Genomic DNA, 14,762 nt, shown 5'->3' with positions numbered 1-14,762 from the left:
AAGGTCCGGGGCAGCCCCTACGCGCCGCTCGGGCGGAGCGCCCGCGTCACGCGTCCTTGCTCAGATTCGGCCCGCCACCCGCGGCGGACTCGATCGGCGGCACGTCCGGCAGTGCCGCCTTCTCCTCGCCGCGGAAGGTGAAGGTCTTGGTCTCGCCCTCGCCCTCCGTGTCGACGACCACGATGTGACCGGGGCGCAGCTCACCGAAGAGGATCTTCTCGGAGAGCGTGTCCTCGACCTCGCGCTGGATGGTGCGGCGCAGCGGCCGCGCACCCAGGACGGGGTCGTACCCCTTCTTGGCGAGGAGTTCCTTGGCGGACTGGGAGAGCTCGATGCCCATGTCCCGGTCCTTCAGGCGCTCGTCCACCTTGGTGATCATGAGGTCGACGATCTCGAGGATGTCGCCCTGGCTGAGCTGCGGGAAGACGACGACGTCGTCCACACGGTTGAGGAACTCGGGCCGGAAGTGCTGCTTCAGCTCGTCCGAGACCTTGTTCTTCATGCGCTCGTAGTTGGACTTGGTGTCGCCCTGGGCGGCGAAGCCCAGGTTGAAGCCCTTGGAGATGTCCCGCGTGCCGAGGTTGGTCGTCATGATGATGACCGTGTTCTTGAAGTCCACGACCCGGCCCTGGGAGTCGGTCAGGCGACCGTCCTCCAGGATCTGGAGCAGCGAGTTGAAGATGTCCGGGTGGGCCTTCTCGACCTCGTCGAAGAGGACGACGGAGAACGGCTTGCGGCGGACCTTCTCGGTGAGCTGACCGCCCTCCTCGTAGCCCACGTAGCCGGGGGGCGAGCCGAAGAGGCGCGAGACCGTGTGCTTCTCGCTGAACTCCGACATGTCGAGGGAGATCAGCGCGTCCTCGTCACCGAAGAGGAACTCGGCGAGGGCCTTGGACAGCTCGGTCTTACCGACGCCGGACGGGCCGGCGAAGATGAACGAGCCACCAGGGCGCTTCGGGTCCTTCAGACCGGCCCGCGTACGCCGGATCGCCTTGGAGAGCGCCTTGACGGCGTCCTTCTGGCCGATGACGCGCTTGTGGAGCTCGTCCTCCATGCGGAGCAGACGGGAGGACTCCTCCTCCGTCAGCTTGAAGACCGGGATGCCGGTCGCCGTGGCGAGGACCTCGGCGATCAGCTCGCCGTCGACCTCGGCGACGACGTCCATGTCGCCGGCCTTCCACTCCTTCTCGCGCTTGGCCTTGGCGGCCAGGAGCTGCTTCTCCTTGTCGCGCAGGGAGGCGGCCTTCTCGAAGTCCTGGGAGTCGATCGCCGACTCCTTGTCCCGGCGCACGCCCGCGATCTTCTCGTCGAACTCGCGGAGGTCCGGCGGCGCGGTCATCCGGCGGATGCGCATCCGGGAGCCCGCCTCGTCGATCAGGTCGATCGCCTTGTCGGGCAGGAAGCGGTCCGAGATGTACCGGTCGGCCAGGGTGGCCGCCTGGACCAGGGCCTCGTCGGTGATGGAGACGCGGTGGTGCGCCTCGTACCGGTCGCGCAGGCCCTTCAGGATCTCGATGGTGTGCGGCAGCGACGGCTCCGCGACCTGGATGGGCTGGAAGCGGCGCTCGAGGGCCGCGTCCTTCTCCAGGTGCTTGCGGTACTCGTCGAGCGTGGTGGCGCCGATGGTCTGGAGCTCACCGCGGGCCAGCATCGGCTTCAGGATCGAGGCCGCGTCGATGGCGCCCTCGGCGGCACCCGCACCCACGAGCGTGTGCAGCTCGTCGATGAACAGGATGATGTCGCCGCGGGTGCGGATCTCCTTGAGGACCTTCTTCAGGCGCTCCTCGAAGTCGCCGCGGTAGCGCGAGCCCGCGACCAGGGCGCCCAGGTCGAGGGTGTAGAGGTGCTTGTCCTTGAGGGTCTCGGGCACCTCGCCCTTGACGATGGCCTGGGCGAGGCCCTCGACGACGGCGGTCTTGCCGACGCCGGGCTCACCGATCAGGACCGGGTTGTTCTTCGTCCGGCGGGACAGCACCTGCATGACCCGCTCGATCTCCTTCTCGCGCCCGATGACCGGGTCGAGCTTGGACTCACGAGCGGCCTGGGTGAGGTTCCGGCCGAACTGGTCGAGGACCAGGGACGTGGAGGGCGTGCCCTCCGCAGGACCGCCGGCGGTGGCGGTCTCCTTGCCCTGGTAACCGGAGAGCAGCTGGATGACCTGCTGCCGCACCCGGTTGAGATCGGCGCCCAGCTTGACCAGGACCTGGGCGGCGACGCCCTCGCCCTCGCGGATCAGGCCGAGCAGGATGTGCTCCGTGCCGATGTAGTTGTGCCCGAGCTGGAGGGCCTCGCGGAGCGAGAGCTCCAGGACCTTCTTGGCACGGGGGGTGAAGGGGATGTGCCCGGACGGGGCCTGCTGGCCCTGCCCGATGATCTCCTCCACCTGCTGGCGGACCGCCTCGAGCGAAATCCCGAGGCTCTCCAGGGCCTTAGCGGCGACACCCTCACCCTCATGGATCAGGCCCAGGAGGATGTGCTCGGTGCCGATGTAGTTGTGGTTGAGCATCCGGGCTTCTTCCTGAGCCAGGACGACAACCCGCCGCGCGCGGTCGGTGAACCTCTCGAACATCGTTAATCGCTCCTCAGAGCGGTCAGGCAGTAAGGGGACGCTCCCCTCCCTGTCCTTCCGCAGCTTAGTCCCGCAAGCGGGGACCGCTCATTCCAACTGCCGACACCCGTCCGGATCACCCTCACTACGGTAGAGAACGCTTCCTGACTCCAACGCCGACACATGCCACAACCTGATGGTGGGAGACGATGTTCCCGCAGGCCAGGCCGTCACCCCTGCTGCGAGTACGCCGTTGGCGAACGCGGGACACCTGAACGCCGCGTGTCACCCCTCCCCACTAGGGATGTCCTACCCGTATGCACGGACACTCCATGCGGCGCGCACCGGTTCCCTCCGCTACGGGCGAACACCCTTGCGCCGTGGAGTACGCCATCACACCCCCGCCCCGGACACCGAGAGTGACGGAATCCGGACACCGTGTGACGTGGCCGTAACCCCGGAGTGCCTCGTCCGGTTGCTCCTGGCATGGCCCCCAGCGTTCCTCACCCCCGACCGCCGGTGCCGCGTCAGCGGGACGCCCCGGCGTCGGGGCCGTGGGGTCCGGCGGCGGAGCGGTGCTGGTACGAGAACGTCCTGGGCTGGGCCGTGGCCCCCGGCGCCGAGGTCCGGCTGCGCGCGGGGCTGCGTTTCGACGTCCTCGAACTGCCGGCGGAGGCGGGCTTCGCGGCGCTGCGGCACGCGGGCCCGAAGGCACCCGTGGCCCTGCACGGGGAGACGATGCGGCTCTTGGTGGCCGCGGGCAGCGCGGACGAGCTGCCGGGGCTGCTCGACTGGCTGGAGTGGGGAGGCATTCCCCTGGATCTCAAGGGGATCGGCGCGGGCGGTCTCGTGGACGCGCCCACCCCTCCCGGCGCGGTCGGCCGACCGGGGGCCGCCGTGTGGCTGCGGGCCCCCGAGCCCGGCTGCGAGGTGGAGGCGACGCTGCCGTCGCTGACACTGCCGTCATCGGCACTGCCGTCACTGGCACCGCCGTCCGCCCCGGGGCCGAGCCCGGCCCTGTGCGCGGACGGCAGCGGAACCGACCCCCATTCCGGCTCCGCCGCGGGCTCCGACCTCGTACGCCTCGTGGACACGGCGGCAACGCAGTGCCACCGGGTCCGGCTGCGGCGTCAGAGCAGTCAGCCGTTGGCCTTCTCGTAGGCCTCGCGGATGGACGCGGGGACGCGGCCGCGGTCGTTGACCTCGAAGCCGTTGTCCTTCGCCCACGCGCGGATCTGCGCGGTGTCCTGGCTGCCGCCGGACGTCGCGGTCCGGGACTTGCCGCGACCGCTGGAGCGGCCACCCGTCCGACGCCCGCTCTTCACGTACGCCTCGAGGAGACCGCGGAGCTTGTCTGCGTTGGCGGTGGTGAGATCGATCTCGTACGTCTTGCCGTCCAGCGCGAACGTCACGGTCTCGTCCGCCTCGCCGCCGTCGAGGTCATCGACAAGAAGGACCTGAACCTTCTGTGCCACCGGATTTCCTTTCATCGATAACTTCAGGGCCGGACCATGCGGCGTGAGCCGCCGATTCGCCGCCCCCTGTTATATGCAGCACTTGCAGTACGTCGGAAAGCAAACCGCTTTTCCTGGAAAAACACAAACCCCTGGGAGAGACCAGCTCGACGGGATCCCAGGAAACATGCGCGTTTCGGACATAGCCCGCGCGGGCAGGTGACTGCCCGGAATAGCTCGGTCACGATCACAGATGCAGAAGCATCCGGCTGTTGCCCAAGGTGTTCGGTTTCACTCGTTCGAGGCCGAGGAACTCCGCGACGCCCTCGTCATAGGAACGCAGCAGCTCGCTGTAGACATCTCCGTCGACGGTATCGACGGACGTCTCGCCGATCTCCACGAAGCCGTGCTTGGCGAAGAAGTCGACTTCGAAGGTGAGGCAGAAAACGCGTCGTACGCCGAGCCAGCGAGCGGTCCGCAGCAACTCACCGAGCAGCCGATGTCCCACTCCCGCGCCCTTGACCTGTGGATTCACCGCAAGGGTGCGTACTTCGGCGAGGTCTTCCCACATCACGTGCAACGCGCCGCAGCCCACCACGGGGCCGGCTTTGCCTTGGCCCGGCGCGCGTTCCGCCACCCAGAACTCCTGGATGTCCTCGTAAAGCGTGACGGTCGCTTTGTCGAGGAGGATGCCCCGCCGGACGTAGGGATCGAGCAGGGCCCGCACCGCGGGCACATCGGCGGTACGAGCCCTGCGCACCGAGACCGCATTTGCCGGGAGCATGCCGGGCCCGCCGAGTTCAGGGGGTTCGCCGGGACCGCGGGGTTCGCCGGGCGGCTGGGACAGTTCGTCGGGTTGTGCTGGCATGGGCGGACGCTATCGCCCGGTCCCCGACTCGGGGCCCGCGGGGTTCTGCGCCTCTTCCACCGCCGCCCCCTCCGGGGCTCCGGCTTCACGAACGACGCCTTCGGCATCGGCATCGGCATCGGCGTTGCGGACCGTGTGGCCTTCGACCATGCGAACGGCGTCGCTGAGCGCTTGGCGCTGCTGCGGCGACATCATGCCGAAGAACGCGACGAGTGCCGATGCCGGGTTGTCACTCTGCGACCATGCTTCGTTCATCAGTGCGGCCGCGTAGGCGGCGCGGGTGGAGACCGCCTCATATCGATAGGCCCGGCCTTCCGCTTCGCGGCGCACCCAGCCCTTCTGATGGAGATTGTCCAAAACGGTCATGACAGTCGTGTACGCGATGGACCGTTCCTGCTGAAGGTCTTCCAGGACTTCTCGAACGGTCACGGGGCGGTTCCACTTCCACACCCGTGTCATCACTGCGTCTTCGAGTTCTCCCAAGGGGCGAGGCACAGTGGAACAATAGTGGTCGATGTCACTAATGACGTGATGGACGTGGCATACCGGTCATTTTCGTAACAAAAAGGGCGTACGACCCGAGTGTCGGGTCGTACGCCGAGACAGCGCGGTCGTACGCGGTCGCCCCGTCTGCCGCGGGACGGCGGACGGCGGACGGTCAGGCGTCGCCGGTCCTGGGGGTCTGCTGAACGGACTCGGCGCGGGCGATCGCCGCGTCCACGGCGGCGTCCTCCTTGGCCTTGTTGGCGCCGCCCTGGGTCTTGACGATCGTCACGATGAGACCGACGAAGAACACGGCCATCACTACGGGGGGCACGAGCGCGGAGACGTAGTCCATGCCCCCAGCGTAGCTAGCCCGCGGCGAGGCGCTGCGCGGGGGCGGCGGGTCGTGCCGGGCGTTTGGGCGGGAACACCTCGGCCGGGGTGGGCATCGGGCGGGGGCGCTCCCGCGGGGGCGCGGGACGCTCGGCGGGCGGCTTCGCGCCGGGCGCGGGCTTCTTCTCGTCCACCGCGGTGAGCCCGCCGGGCAGGGCGTGCAGGCGGGTCCGGTCGCCGGGCACCCGGGGGCGGACCACCACGGGCCCGTACGGGGCGGGCCCGACGGTGCTCCGGGCCGCCGTGACAGCGGCGAGGCGCTCCCGTACGGCCTGCTCGGCGAGTGTCAGGCAGCGGCCGAGGAGTGCGGCCGCGCGCGGGTTGCCGCGCAGGGCGCGCAGGGCCGCGAGGTCGTCGGCGTCCGGCAGGTACCCGGTGCCGAGCACGGTGTCGAGGAGCTCCAGGTACCCGGCCGCGGTACCGGGCAGCGCGGCCCGGTAGCGGGCCAGGTCGGCCACCAGGAAGGCGCGCAGCCTGGCACTCTCGCGCGCCGCCTCGTCGATGTCGCGGGCGAGGCGTACGCAGTCCTGCACGGCCTGGGCGTCGAGGGAACGGGCGGTACTGGGGTGCAGGGCGTGGGCCAGAGCACGGCGGAGCACTCGCAGCTCCTGCGCACCGAAGGCCATTCCGCCCCGGGATCCGTATGGCGTGGGCATGAACCGACGATAAGCGCAAACGGGACAAAATCTGCTTAACGGATGCTTTGGCGTGGCCTCTGGCCTTTTGCGGGGGCCACGGGGTGGGCCGGGGGGTGTGGGGTGTGGGGTGCGTGGGCTTGCGGTCCGGAAGTGCGCTCTGCGGCCGCGTGCGCGTGCGGTCCCGGCCGCGTGCGCTGCGCGGTCCCGGCCGCGTGCGCGTGCGGTCCCCGCAGCGTGCGCTGTGCGGTATCGGCCGCGCGCGCCGCTGCGTCCCGACCGTCCGCGCCGCTGCGATCCCGGCCGCCTGCGCCGTGTGCGGTCCGGCGTGCGTGCGTCGCCCGGTGGGCGGGCGAGGTCAGTCCTGGCGGCGGCGCGCCGTCGCGAACACGACCGCTCCCACCCCGAGGGCCCCGGCCGTCCCGGCCCCGATCCAGGGCAGGACATCGGCCCCGGTGTTCGCCATGCGGCCGCGCGGGGCGGCCGGTGGGGCCGTTGTGGCCGGGGTGCCCGGTGCAGGTGGCGCGGCCGGTGTGCCTGCCGCGGCCGGTGTTCCCGGTGCCTGCGGTGTGCCTGGTGTGGTCGGTGTGCCTGGTGCGGTGGGTGCGGCCGGTGTGCCTGCCATAGCCCGTGTTCCCGGTCCCTGCTGTGTGCCCGGTGCGGTCGGTGCCGGCGGTGCGCCCGGTACATCCGGTGTGCCGGATGTGCCGCGTGCGGGGGTCGCGGAAGCCTTGGGCACTGGCGGCGCTGTCGTCGGCACCGAGACTGCCGCCGGTGCCGCCACCGCCGCCCCCGCGGCCCCCACGGCCCCCGCCCCCGACGAAGTGCACGGCAGCGACGCCGTCCGCGCCAACGACGACCCCGACGCGGGAAAGGCAATAACGGCACCGGATGCGGCGGCGGACCTAGCCCCGGGTGCCATGCCGCAGTCAGGGCTGGTGGGCACGGCGCCGAGTGCCCCGGTGGGTGCGGTGGGCGCGGGCGTGCCGTGGAGTGGTGCCGCGGCCGGGGCCCCGAACCGGGCCCCGACGCCACCCCCCGCCCACGCCACCACCACCGCGGCCGTCACCACGCCCAGCCGCACCCCGCGCCTCATCAGCCCCACGCCCACTCGAACACCCGCACAAGACAGCCGGTCGACATCCGTCCCCGCCCAGCCTGTTGGAGACGGACACAGATTGCCCGACGTAAGCGAAAAGTGGGCGACGAGCCGCACTCCTCGGCGCAAAATCGGTGCTCAGCCGCGTGACACGTTCCGCTCGTACACGAGCCGCAGTCCGATCAGCGTCAGCCAGGGCTCGTGCTCGTCGATGACGGACGCCTCGCCGAGCACCATGGGAGCGAGCCCGCCCGTGGCGATCACCGTGACGTCCTCCGGGTCCCCGCCGGGCCCCGCGAGCTCGCGCGCCATCCGCCGTACGACGCCGTCGACCTGGCCCGCGAAGCCGTACAGGATGCCCGCCTGCATGGCCTCCACGGTGTTCTTGCCGATGACGCTGCGCGGCCGGGCCAGCTCGATCTTGCGGAGCTGCGCGCCGCGTACGCCGAGCGCCTCCACGGAGATCTCGATGCCGGGGGCGATGACCCCGCCGGCGTACTCCCCGCGCGCGGACACCGCGTCGAACGTCGTGGCCGTACCGAAGTCCACGACGATCGCGGGTCCTCCGTAGAGCTCGACCGCGGCGACCGCGTTGATGATGCGGTCGGCGCCGACCTCCTTGGGGTTGTCCATGAGGATGGGCACCCCGGTCTTGATGCCGGGCTCCACGAGGACCGCGGGCACGTCTCCGTAGTACCGCCTGGTGACCTCGCGCAGCTCGTGCAGGACGGACGGCACGGTGGAGCAGATCGCGATCCCGTCGATGCCGTCGCCGAGTTCGCCGCCGAGCAGCGGGTGCATGCCCATCAGGCCCCTGAGGAGCACCGCGAGTTCGTCGGCGGTGCGGCGGGCGTCGGTGGAGATGCGCCAGTGCTCGACGATGTCCTCGCCGTCGAACAGGCCGAGAACCGTATGGGTGTTGCCTACGTCGATCGTCAGGAGCATGGCGGGCTACTCCGCCTCGCGCGCGGGGGCCGCGGCGGCCTCCCTCAGATCGAGGCCGATGTCGAGGATGGGCGAGGAGTGCGTGAGGGCGCCCACGGCGAGGTAGTCGACGCCGGTGCGCGCGTAGGCGACGGCGTTGTCCAGGGTGAGCCTGCCGGAGGACTCCAGGAGGGCGCGGCCCGCGACGAGGGCGACGGCCTCCGCCGTCTCGCCGGGCGTGAAGTTGTCCAGGAGGATCAGGTCGGCGCCCGCGTCCACGACCTCGCGCAGCTGGTGGAGCGTGTCCACCTCGACCTCGACCGGCACGCCCGGGAACATCTCCCGTACGGCCTTGAACGCCTGGGTCACGCCGCCCGCCGCGACCACGTGGTTGTCCTTGACCAGGGCGGCGTCGGCGAGGGACATGCGGTGGTTGACGCCGCCGCCCATGCGTACCGCGTACTTCTCCAGGGAGCGCAGCCCCGGCGTCGTCTTGCGGGTGTCGCGGACCTTGGCGCCGGTGCCCTCCAGGGCGTCCGCCCACGCGCGCGTGGCGGTGGCGATGCCGGACAGGCGGCACAGGATGTTCAGCGCGCTGCGCTCGGCGGTGAGCAGGTCGCGGGTGCGGGTGGTGACGCTCAGGAGCACGTCCCCGGCCTCGACGCGCTCGCCGTCCTCGACGTGCCGCTCGACCTCGAACTCGTCCTCGCAGACGACGGACAGGACGGCCTCGGCGACGCGCAGGCCCGCGACGGTGCCCGCCTGGCGGGCGGTGAAGTCGGCGGTGGCGACGGCGTCAGCGGGGATGGTGGCGAGGGTCGTGACGTCCACGGCGTCCGGCGAGAACTCCATGTCCTCGGCGATGGCGAGGTGCGCGATGTCCTCGATCTGGACGGGGTCGAGGCCCGCGTCGGCCAGCATCCGGGCGAGCGAGGGGTCGAGGCCGCACTCCATCGCGTCGGGCGCCGCGTCGCCGCAGCCGCAGGCGTCGCCGCAGCCGCCGTCGCCGTCGGCGAGGGGGAGGTCGGGGGTGCTCACGTCGGTCACTGCTCCTGGGTGCTCGGGAATCGGGCGTTGTCGGTGGTACGGGTGGTGAGGGCCCTGTCGGGGTCGAGGCGGACGACGATGTGGCGGCCCCACGCCGCGTCGTCGCGGTCCGCGTGGTCCTCGCGCCAGTGGCAGCCACGAGTCTCCTCGCGCCGCTGTGCCGCCGCCACCAGGACGCGGGCGACGCACAGCAGGTTGGTGGTCTCCCAGGTGTCCACGCCGGGTTCGGCGGTCTTGCCGTGCTCGGCGAGCGCGCCCGCGGCGTCGGCGTGGACGGCGGCGAGGCGCTCGGCGGCCTCGGCGAGGGACTCGGCGGAGCGCAGCACGCCCGCGCCCCCGGTCATCACGCGCTGGATGGTGAAGCGGGCCTCGGGGGGCAGCAGCGGGTGGGACGGGCGCTCCGGCGGCGTCGTGTCGGCGGGCACGCGCGCGGGGAGGGCGCCGGCGGCGTGCAGGGCGGCGATGTCGTCGGCGATGCGCTCGGCGTAGACCAGGCCCTCCAGGAGGGAGTTGGAGGCGAGCCGGTTCGCGCCGTGCACGCCGGTGCAGGCGACCTCGCCGCAGGCGTACAGGCCCGCGACGGTGGTGCGGCCGTGCAGGTCGGTGCGGACACCGCCGGAGGCGTAGTGGGCGGCGGGGGCGACCGGGACGGGCTCGGTGACGGGGTCGATGCCGTGGGCGCGGCAGGCGGCCAGGATCGTGGGGAAGCGCGTCGCCCACATGTCGGGGCCGAAGTGCCTGGCGTCCAGGTACATGTGCTCGGCGCCCTGTTCCCGCATGCGGCGCGTGATGCCCTTGGCGACGACGTCGCGCGGTGCGAGCTCGGCCAGTTCGTGCTGCCCCACCATGAAGCGCACGCCGTCGGCGTCCACCAGGTGGGCGCCTTCGCCGCGCACGGCTTCGGAGACGAGCGGCTGCTGGCCCTCGGCGTCCGCGCCCAGGAAGAGCACCGTGGGGTGGAACTGCACGAACTCCAGGTCGGAGACCTCGGCGCCCGCGCGCAGGGCGAGCGCGACCCCGTCGCCGGTGGACACCGAGGGGTTCGTGGTCGCGGAGTAGACCTGGCCCATGCCGCCGGTGGCGAGCACCACGGCGGGCGCCCGCACGGCGCCGACGCCGTCGTGCTGGCCCTCGCCCATCACGTGCAGGGTGACGCCGGCCGCGCGCCCCTCGTCGTCCGTCAGGAGGTCCAGGACCAGGGCGTTCTCGACCGTGGGTATGCCGCGCGCGCGGACCGCCTCGACCAGGGCCCGGGAGATCTCCGCGCCGGTCGCGTCGCCGCCCGCGTGCGCGATGCGGCGGCGGTGGTGGCCGCCCTCGCGGGTGAGCGCCAGGGCGCCCTCGGCGGACCGGTCGAAGTGGGCGCCGGTCTCGATGAGGCGGCGTACGGCGGCGGGGCCCTCGGTGACGAGGACGCGCACCGCCTCGTCGTCGCACAGGCCGGCGCCCGCCACGAGGGTGTCGTCCAGGTGCTGCTCCGGGGTGTCGCCCTCGCCGAGCGCCGCCGCGATGCCGCCCTGGGCCCAGCGCGTGGAGCCGTCGTCCAGGCGCGCCTTGGTGACGACGACGGTCCTCAGGCCCGCGGCCGAGCAGCGCAGGGCCGCGGTCAGGCCGGCCACTCCGGAGCCGACGACCACGACGTCGGCATCCAGCGACCAGCCGGGAGCGGGGGCGTACAGGCGTATGCCGGTAGCACTCATGCGGGGGCTCCGAACGTGAGCGGGATGTTGTCGATCAGGCGGGTCGTGCCGACCTTGGCGGCGACGGCCAGCACGGCGTCGCCCCGGTGGCCGCCGTCGATCTCCTGGAAGTCGGACGGGTCGACGAGCGCCAGATAGTCGAGGACGAGCGGCGGGCGAAGGCGCGCGGCCTCGTCGAGGACCTGCCGGGCGGCGGCGCGCACGGCGTCCGGGCCGATCGGTCCGGTGGGCGGGGTGGCGGGTCCGGTCGGCAGGGCGGCGGCGACCGCGTGGGCGTCGGCGGCCGCGCGGGCCTCGCCGAGGGCGTTGAGGCCGTCCACGCGCGCGTGGGTGGCGGGCGCGAGGGCGGCGCGGGCGCGCAGCGCCTCCTGGGCGGCGTGCCGGTCGCGGCCCGCGAACAGGGCGTGGGACAGCGCGAGCGCGGTGCGGCGCTCGTCCGGCGAGAGGTAGCGGTTGCGGCTGGAGCGGGCGAGGCCGTCGTCCTCGCGCACCGTCGGCACGCCGACGATCTCCACGTCGAAGTTCAGGTCGCGGACCATGCGGCGGATCAGGGCGAGCTGCTGGGCGTCCTTCTGGCCGAACAGCGCCACGTCCGGTGCGGTGAGGTTCAGGAGCTTGGCGACGACGGTGAGCATGCCGTCGAAGTGCCCGGGCCTCGTGGCTCCTTCGAGGACGTCGCCCATGGGGCCCGCGGTGACCCGTACCTGCGGCTCGCCGCCGGGATAGACCTCCTCCACTGCGGGGGCGAACACGACGTCGGCGCCGGCCTGCGCGGCGATCTCGACGTCGGCTTCGAGGGTGCGCGGATAGCGGTCCAGGTCCTCGCCCGCACCGAATTGCAGGGGGTTCACGAAGACGGTGACGACGACCTCGCCGCCGGGCCCCGCCGTCCGCCGTGCGGTGCGGACGAGCGTGGCGTGGCCCTCGTGCAGGGCGCCCATGGTCATGACGACGACCCGGCGCCCGGCGCGCGTACGGGCGCGCAGGTCCTTGGCGGTGTGCAGGAGCGCGGTGCTCATCGCTGCCCTCCGGCGGGGCCGCCGGAGCCACCCGGCCCACCCGGCCCACCCGGGCCGCCGGAGCCGCCCGGTGCCGTCACCCCGCCCGCGAGCACCCCCAGCAGGTCCTCGGCGAGTTCCGGCTTGAGCAGGCCGTGGGCGAGCGCGCGGTCGGCGGTCGCGCGTGCCATCGCCAGATAGCCCGCGACGGTCCCCGGGGCGTGCTTGCGGAGCTCGGCGACGTGCGCGGCGACCGTGCCCGCGTCCCCGCGCGCGACGGGTCCCGTCAGGGCCGCGTCCCCGGAGCGCAGGGCGTTGTCGAGCGCCGCGCCGAGCAGCGGGCCGAGCATCCGGTCGGGGGCGCCCACACCCGCGTCACGCAGCAGCTCCATGGCTTCGGCGACCAGGGTGACCAGGTGGTTCGCGCCGAGGGCGAGCGCGGCGTGGTAGAGCGGACGGGCCTCCTCCGCGATCCACTCGGGCTCGCCGCCCATCTCGATGACCAGGGCCTCCGCGGCGAGCCGCAGCTCTTCGGGAGCGGTCACGCCGAAGGAGCAGCCCGCCAGGCGCTGTACGTCGACGGGGGTGCCGGTGAACGTCATGGCGGGGTGCAGGGCGAGGGGCAGCGCGCCCGCGCGCAGGGCGGGTTCGAGGACCTTCGTGCCGTACCGCCCGGAGGTGTGCACCAGGAGCTGTCCCGGGCGCACCGCGCCGGTCTCGGCGAGGCCCTCGACGAGACCGGGAAGGGCGTCGTCGGGGACGGTGAGCAGCACCAGGTCGGCACGCTCGAGGACCTGGGAGGGCGAGACGAGCGGCACGTCGGGCAGCAGCGCGGCGGCGCGCCGCCGCGAGCTCTCGGACACACCGGACGCGGCCACCGGGCGGTGCCCGGCCAGGTCCAGCGACGCGGCGAGCGCCGGGCCGACGCGGCCCGCTCCGACGACGCCCACAGTGAGCCTGGCGGGCCGGTTCCTGGGGTCCGACCGGGCCTGTGGCGGCTGCTCGGGCCGGTGAGATGCGTTCACGCGATGACGCCTTCCGTTCCAGTCCGCTCGGGGTACCGGACGATTTCTCGTCATGCTAACGCTATTGCTCGAGGCCGCGCCGTCGGCTGTCCACAGGCTGTGGGCATTCGTAGGACCGCGCGCGATGATCTGTGGATGACCGCACACGAGCCGCGGGACGACCGCGAAGGCACCGGCGACGTCCGCGAGGGCGCCGCCGGGCAGGAGCAGCCGGACGAGGGCGCGCGGCGGATCGCCGCCGCCCGCGACGCCGAACGGATCCTGGCGCTGCCCCCGACGGCGGTGACCCTGGCCGAGCGCCTCACCGCCCTGACGGCGGGCGCCGCGGAGGTCACGGACCTGGGGCGACCGAGTGACATGTACGGGGACGGGGTCGTCGCCGACCTGGAGGAGGAGGTCGCCCGGCTCCTCGGTACGGAGGCCGCCGTCTTCTTCCCCACCGGCACCATGGCCCAGCAGGTCGCGCTGCGCTGCTGGGCGGGGCGCACCGGCAACGCGACGGTGGCCCTGCACCCGCGCTCGCACCCGGAGGTGCACGAGGCGGGCGCCCTCTCCGTGGTGAGCGGTCTGCGCACCGTGCACCCGACGGACGAGCCGCGCCAGCCCACGGCCGCGGAGGTCCTCGACTTCGAGGAGCCGTTCGGCACGCTGATGCTGGAACTGCCCCAGCGGGAGGCCGGTTTCGTCCTGCCCGAGTGGCAGGAGCTCACCGATGTGGTGGCGGCGGCGCGCGAACGCGACGCCGTGGTGCACTTCGACGGGGCGCGCCTGTGGGAGTGCACGACGCACTTCGGACGGCCGCTGACGGAGATCGCGGCTCTCGCCGACAGCGTCTATGTGTCGTTCTACAAGTCTCTCGAAGGCATGGCGGGCGCCGCGCTCGCGGGCCCCCGGTCCCTGGCCGACGAGGCCCGCGCCTGGCGGCACCGGTACGGCGGGCTGATGTTCCAGCAGTTCCCGACGGCGCTCTCGGCGTTGCTCGGCCTCGAGCACGTGCTGCCGCGCCTACCGGAGTACGTCGCCCACGCGCGCGTGGTCGCCGGCGCGCTGCGCGACGGCTTCGCGTCCGCGCGGGTGCCGTGGTCGCGCGTGCACCCCGATCCGCCGCACACCCACCAGTTCCAGTGCTGGCTCCCGTACACGGCCGAGGTCCTGAACGAGGCGGCGCTCACGCAGGCCGAGGAGACCGGCACCCAGCTGTTCTGGCGCTGGTACCCCGACGGCCCGCCGGGCCTGTCCGTCACGGAGGTCACCGTGAACGGTCCCGGCCTCGCGTGGACCGCCGACGACGTCAGGGCAGCGGTCGCGGAGTTCGTGCGCCGCCTCCCCTGAGCACCCGGAGGTACCGCAGCACGGCGGCACGGGCACGGCCCCGCGCGGGCCGTTCCCGCACCACGGCGTTGAAGCGCCCGTAGTCGCGCACCTCCCGCACGACCTGCCAGTCGTGGGCCCCGGGGGCGGGCGGTGCCGGCTCGCCGTGCTGGGCGGCGCGGTAGGTGTCGAGCAGGTACTGCTGGGTGACGCTCATGAGGTGAGGCCTTTCATGATGAATAGTACTAAACGGACAATGCGTGGGCAGCTCTGCTGC

Annotated in this window: 14 protein-coding genes; 2 read left to right on the top strand and 12 right to left on the bottom strand. The window is 72.5% G+C overall.

Annotated features, from left to right (window positions below):
- Nucleotides 1-46 precede the first annotated feature (46 nt).
- Entirely contained in the window at nt 47-2,569 is a 2,523-nt protein-coding gene (locus ACH4DX_RS32990; RefSeq protein WP_398123561.1) for an ATP-dependent Clp protease ATP-binding subunit, read from the bottom strand.
- Between the two features lie 465 nt (nt 2,570-3,034).
- Here ACH4DX_RS32990 and ACH4DX_RS32985 point away from each other — a divergent pair, with 465 nt between their 5' ends.
- Entirely contained in the window at nt 3,035-3,709 is a 675-nt protein-coding gene (locus ACH4DX_RS32985) for an SCO3374 family protein (RefSeq protein ID WP_398123562.1), read from the top strand.
- Here the strand turns inward: ACH4DX_RS32985 and ACH4DX_RS32980 are convergent.
- The 10 genes from ACH4DX_RS32980 to ACH4DX_RS32935 form a co-directional block, all read right to left on the bottom strand.
- Entirely contained in the window at nt 3,688-4,023 is a 336-nt protein-coding gene (locus tag ACH4DX_RS32980) for an Lsr2 family protein (RefSeq protein ID WP_030567941.1), read from the bottom strand. The two genes, ACH4DX_RS32985 and ACH4DX_RS32980, sit on opposite strands and share 22 nt — an antisense overlap.
- Nucleotides 4,024-4,249: 226 nt before the next feature.
- On the bottom strand, nt 4,250-4,786 hold the full coding sequence (locus tag ACH4DX_RS32975) for an amino-acid N-acetyltransferase (RefSeq protein WP_398123608.1): 537 nt from the start codon (nt 4,784-4,786) through the stop codon (nt 4,250-4,252).
- 93 nt (nt 4,787-4,879) lie between these two features.
- Nucleotides 4,880-5,365 (bottom strand): BlaI/MecI/CopY family transcriptional regulator, encoded by a 486-nt coding sequence (locus tag ACH4DX_RS32970; protein ID WP_398157774.1) that lies wholly within the window; start codon nt 5,363-5,365, stop codon nt 4,880-4,882.
- Between the two features lie 163 nt (nt 5,366-5,528).
- Nucleotides 5,529-5,708, bottom strand: coding sequence for a hypothetical protein (locus ACH4DX_RS32965; protein ID WP_030567935.1), 180 nt, complete (start codon nt 5,706-5,708; stop codon nt 5,529-5,531).
- Nucleotides 5,709-5,721: 13 nt separating this feature from the next.
- Nucleotides 5,722-6,372, bottom strand: coding sequence for a hypothetical protein (locus ACH4DX_RS32960; protein ID WP_398157793.1), 651 nt, complete (start codon nt 6,370-6,372; stop codon nt 5,722-5,724).
- 1,246 nt (nt 6,373-7,618) lie between these two features.
- Nucleotides 7,619-8,425, bottom strand: a complete 807-nt coding sequence (locus ACH4DX_RS32955) for a type III pantothenate kinase (protein ID WP_398123564.1) — start codon at nt 8,423-8,425, stop codon at nt 7,619-7,621.
- Nucleotides 8,426-8,431: 6 nt separating this feature from the next.
- On the bottom strand, nt 8,432-9,442 hold the full coding sequence (gene nadC / locus ACH4DX_RS32950) for a carboxylating nicotinate-nucleotide diphosphorylase (RefSeq protein ID WP_398157773.1): 1,011 nt from the start codon (nt 9,440-9,442) through the stop codon (nt 8,432-8,434).
- Nucleotides 9,443-9,447: 5 nt separating this feature from the next.
- A complete protein-coding gene (locus tag ACH4DX_RS32945; protein WP_398123566.1) occupies nt 9,448-11,151 on the bottom strand; it encodes an L-aspartate oxidase in 1,704 nt (567 codons plus the stop codon).
- On the bottom strand, nt 11,148-12,170 hold the full coding sequence (panC, locus tag ACH4DX_RS32940) for a pantoate--beta-alanine ligase (RefSeq protein WP_398157772.1): 1,023 nt from the start codon (nt 12,168-12,170) through the stop codon (nt 11,148-11,150). The genes ACH4DX_RS32945 and panC overlap by 4 nt, the downstream gene beginning before the upstream one ends.
- A complete protein-coding gene (locus tag ACH4DX_RS32935; RefSeq protein ID WP_398157792.1) occupies nt 12,167-13,099 on the bottom strand; it encodes a Rossmann-like and DUF2520 domain-containing protein in 933 nt (310 codons plus the stop codon). The genes panC and ACH4DX_RS32935 overlap by 4 nt, the downstream gene beginning before the upstream one ends.
- A 210-nt stretch (nt 13,100-13,309) precedes the next feature.
- Between ACH4DX_RS32935 and ACH4DX_RS32930 the strand changes: the two genes are divergently transcribed.
- A complete protein-coding gene (locus ACH4DX_RS32930; RefSeq protein ID WP_398157771.1) occupies nt 13,310-14,506 on the top strand; it encodes a threonine aldolase family protein in 1,197 nt (398 codons plus the stop codon).
- Here the strand turns inward: ACH4DX_RS32930 and ACH4DX_RS32925 are convergent.
- Complete coding sequence (locus tag ACH4DX_RS32925; RefSeq protein ID WP_398123569.1) at nt 14,466-14,702, bottom strand: hypothetical protein; 237 nt, start codon at nt 14,700-14,702, stop codon at nt 14,466-14,468. The two genes, ACH4DX_RS32930 and ACH4DX_RS32925, sit on opposite strands and share 41 nt — an antisense overlap.
- Between the last annotated feature and the right edge of the window lie 60 nt (nt 14,703-14,762).

It is taken from the genome of Streptomyces sp. NPDC017940 (assembly GCF_044328435.1).
In the GTDB taxonomy this organism is placed as follows: Bacteria; Actinomycetota; Actinomycetes; order Streptomycetales; family Streptomycetaceae; genus Streptomyces.
Note: the sequence above shows the minus strand (reverse complement) of the source record. Positions and strands in the feature narration are given on the sequence as shown.

What these genes read in the sequence shown, in the direction of transcription:
- ACH4DX_RS32990 (WP_398123561.1), bottom strand. Translation starts at nt 2,569, where the DNA reads ATGTTCGAGAGGTTCACCGACCGCGCGCGGCGGGTTGTCGTCCTGGCT.
- ACH4DX_RS32985 (WP_398123562.1), top strand. Translation starts at nt 3,035, where the DNA reads ATGGCCCCCAGCGTTCCTCACCCCCGACCGCCGGTGCCGCGTCAGCGG.
- ACH4DX_RS32975 (WP_398123608.1), bottom strand. Translation starts at nt 4,786, where the DNA reads ATGCTCCCGGCAAATGCGGTCTCGGTGCGCAGGGCTCGTACCGCCGAT.
- ACH4DX_RS32965 (WP_030567935.1), bottom strand. Translation starts at nt 5,708, where the DNA reads ATGGACTACGTCTCCGCGCTCGTGCCCCCCGTAGTGATGGCCGTGTTC.
- ACH4DX_RS32960 (WP_398157793.1), bottom strand. Translation starts at nt 6,372, where the DNA reads ATGGCCTTCGGTGCGCAGGAGCTGCGAGTGCTCCGCCGTGCTCTGGCC.
- ACH4DX_RS32955 (WP_398123564.1), bottom strand. Translation starts at nt 8,425, where the DNA reads ATGCTCCTGACGATCGACGTAGGCAACACCCATACGGTTCTCGGCCTG.
- ACH4DX_RS32945 (WP_398123566.1), bottom strand. Translation starts at nt 11,151, where the DNA reads ATGAGTGCTACCGGCATACGCCTGTACGCCCCCGCTCCCGGCTGGTCG.
- panC (WP_398157772.1), bottom strand. Translation starts at nt 12,170, where the DNA reads ATGAGCACCGCGCTCCTGCACACCGCCAAGGACCTGCGCGCCCGTACG.
- ACH4DX_RS32930 (WP_398157771.1), top strand. Translation starts at nt 13,310, where the DNA reads ATGACCGCACACGAGCCGCGGGACGACCGCGAAGGCACCGGCGACGTC.
- ACH4DX_RS32925 (WP_398123569.1), bottom strand. Translation starts at nt 14,702, where the DNA reads ATGAGCGTCACCCAGCAGTACCTGCTCGACACCTACCGCGCCGCCCAG.